Origin of the sequence: Actinoalloteichus spitiensis RMV-1378, assembly GCF_000239155.1 — a bacterium.
In the GTDB taxonomy this organism is placed as follows: Bacteria; Actinomycetota; Actinomycetes; order Mycobacteriales; family Pseudonocardiaceae; genus Actinoalloteichus_B; species Actinoalloteichus_B spitiensis.
Window position 1 is genome coordinate 1 of sequence record NZ_AGVX02000567.1, and the last position, 3,348, is coordinate 3,348.

Genomic DNA, 3,348 nt, shown 5'->3' on the forward strand with positions numbered 1-3,348 from the left:
ACTCCACCAACGACACCGGCTCCACACCCTCGACGAGCGCCGGGGAGTAGCGCGCCCACGACGCGCGCAGCTCCTCGAGCCGGGCGTCCTCGATCAGCGGAGTGACCGCGAGAGCACGCGCGGGCTCCTCGACAACAGCGCTCGCCGCCACCACCAGATGATTCGCGATCTCAGCGACCGTGTCCGGGTCGAAGAGGTCCGTGTTGTACTCGATCGCCGCCCAGAGCTGACCATCCAGCCGCTCCTCGAACTGGAAGCTGACTTCGAACTGGGCGGCGTTCCGGGGAAGCAGGACCTCCTCGACCTCGATACCAGGGAACGCCGGCCGGGCAGGTGGCGTGTTCTGCAGCACGACCATGGCCTGGACCAGTGGTGTTCGACTGGTATCGCGGTCCGGAACCAGCTCGTCGATGAGGCTGGTGAAGGGGACGTCCTGGTTGGCGAACGCCGTCAACACGGTGTCCCGCACGTCAGCGAGGAGCTGGTCGAACGTCCGGGTCTCGTCGATCCTGGTCCTGAGGACGACGGTATTCACGAAGAACCCCACGGTCTCCTCGAACTCGGCGCGTTCTCTCCCCGAGGTGACCGTACCGACGGCGATGTCGTCCTGCCCGCTGTGCCGAGCCAACACGAGCTGCGTGAGGGCGGTGAGAGCCATGAAAAGACTGGCGCCGTGCGGACGGCCCACCCTTCTCAACCCCCTCACCAGGGCTGCCGGAACGGCGAAGGTGTGCATGGCACCCGCAGTGGTCCGCACGGCCGGCCGTGGACGATCCGTTGGCAGCGAGAGCGTTGGCAGGCCGGACAGCTGGTTTCGCCAGTAGGCGAGTTTCCCATCGAGCGCGTCACCGGACAGCTGTTTCCGCTGCCACACGGCGTAATCGACGTACTGGAGCGGAAGCTCCGGGAGCCACGGTGTCTCGTCCCGCACGGATGCCCCGTACAGCGCGGCGAGTTCGCCCAGCAGCAGGTTGATCGACCAGCCGTCCGTGACGATGTGGTGCATCGTCACCACCAGGAAATGAACCGCCGGTCGTTCCCGAACCAGGAGCACCCGCGCCAGTGGCCCCTTCCTGAGGTCGAAGGGCTTGTCCATCTCCGCGCTCAGGAGCCGCCGCAGCTCACGCGCGCGACGTCCCTCCTCTTCCCCAGTCAGATCGACCGTGCGCAGCGAGATGGGCATCGTCGGGTGAATCCGCTGGATCCCGCTGCCGTGAACAGAGTCGAAGGTGGTACGCAGCGATTCGTGCCGCTCGACGAGGGCCTCCACGGCCGAGGTCAGGGCTTCCACGTCGAGAGCACCTGTCAGCCGCAGGCCGACACCCAGGTTGTACTCGGCACCCGCGGGGCTGAACTCGTGCAGGAACCACAACCTCTCCTGCGGGTAGGACAGGGGAAGCCCGTCGGAACGCACCGTGGCTGTCGGCACCTCGGCCATGGCGCCGAACAGCTCCTCGCCGGGCAGGGCAGCGGCGAGGGAGGCGACGGTCGGGTAGTCGAAGAGGAGGCGGGGTGACAGTTCGATCCCGAGGACCGCGCGGGTACGGGAGGAGACCTTCATGCTGCTGATGGAGTCGCCGCCGAGTTCGAAGAAGTTGTCGTCGATGCCGACTCGCCGTTTCCCCAACACCTCGGCCCAGATCACGCAGAGGACCTGTTCCGTCTCGGTCGTGGGAGGGGCGTAGGACGCGGTCGCCGTCATGTCCGGCGCGGGAAGCGCCCGCCCGTCCAGTTTGCCGTTCGACGTCAGGGGGAGCTCGGGGAGGACGACGAACGAGGAGGGCACCATGTGGTCCGGGAGAACCTGGTGGAGCAGGCTTCGAAGTTCGTCGGTGTGCAGTGGCTCGTCAGGAGCGGCGGGGACCAGGTAGGCGACGAGCCGAGCCTCGCCCGCGAGATCGTCCCGCACCGTGACCGCTGCCTGTCCGACGCCGGGGTGCTGGCCGAGTACGGTCGCGATCTCACCAGGCTCGATGCGGAAACCCCGCAGCTTGACCTGCTCGTCGGCTCGGCCCACGTACACCAGCCGGCCTTCGGCGTCGACCCTCGCGAGGTCCCCCGTGCGGTACATGCGTGAACCCGGCTCGCCGAACGGGTCGGCCACGAACCTGGTGGCCGTCAGGCCAGGGCGTCCGGAGTAACCGCGAGCGACCCCCGCACCAGCGACGTACATCTCTCCGACCACGCCTGGTGGAACCGGCCGCAGTCCTCCCGCACGGTCCAGCACGTGGACGCGCCAACCGGGGATCGCGCGTCCGATCACGCCGGGCAGGAGCTCCTCCGGCAGGACCGGGTGAGCCGTGACGTGCACCGTGGTCTCGGTGATGCCGTACATGTTCACGATGGTCGGCCCGTCCGGGTGTCTGGCGAACCACGGTGCGAGGCGCGACGCGTCGAGGGCCTCGCCCCCGAAGACGATCCACCGCAGTACCAGGTCCTGACCGAGGTGGGGTTCATCCGCATCGGCCTGCGCCAGCTGCGCGAAGGCCGACGGGGTCTGGTTCAACACCGTCACCCGGTGATCGACGAGGAGGCGCAGGAAGTCCCCCGGTGAGCGCGAGACCTCCCACGGCACGACGACGAGCCTGCCACCGAACGCGAGGGCGCCCCAGATCTCCCACACCGAGAAGTCGAACGCCGCCGAGTGGAACATCGTCCACACGTCGTCAGCGTCGAAACCGAACCGTTCCGTGGTTTCCCGGAACAGGCTGGTCACGGCACGGTGGGGTACGACGACTCCCTTGGGCCGGCCGGTGGAACCCGAGGTGTAGATGACGTAGGCCGACTGATCCGGGTCGACCCGCCCAGGTAGGGGTTGGTCGCGGTCCTCCTCCGAGTTCCGCCACTCGACCTCGTCGAGCAGGACGATGCCCTCCGCCAGGCCCGGAGGCAGGGCTCCTGCTACCGAGGAGACGGTGAGCACGACCGACGCGGCGCTGTCGGCGAGGGTGTAGGCGATGCGGTCGGCGGGGTACTGGGGATCGACTGGAACGTAGGTACCGCCGGCCTTCAGAGCGGCGAGGATGCCGATGACGAGGTCGACCGAGCGGGGCAAGACCACGGCTACCCGGGTTTCCGGGCCGACGCCGATCCCGACGAGGTGCTTCGCCAGCCGGGTCGAGAGCAGGTCGAGTTCCCCGTAGGTGACCTCGGAATCCCGGTAGGACACCGCGACCTTGGTCGGGGCCGTGTGGACGTGGTGCCGGAACAGGTCGAGGAGGGATTCTGCTTCCACATCCCGCACTCCTACCTGAGAGTTGCATTCGAGAACAGGGGCACCCTTCCACTCGCTCGGGCTGGCGATGTCGAGTTGGCCGAGTGGTCGGTCGGGGTTGGTGGCGATCTCGG

General features: G+C 67.9%; 1 protein-coding gene. It reads right to left on the minus strand.

Annotated elements, in window-relative coordinates; genetic code table 11:
* On the minus strand, positions 1-3,235 hold a 3,235-nt coding region (locus tag ACTIDRAF_RS30460), incomplete at its 3' end, for a non-ribosomal peptide synthetase (RefSeq protein WP_016700839.1).
* Positions 3,236-3,348: the final 113 nt, after the last annotated feature.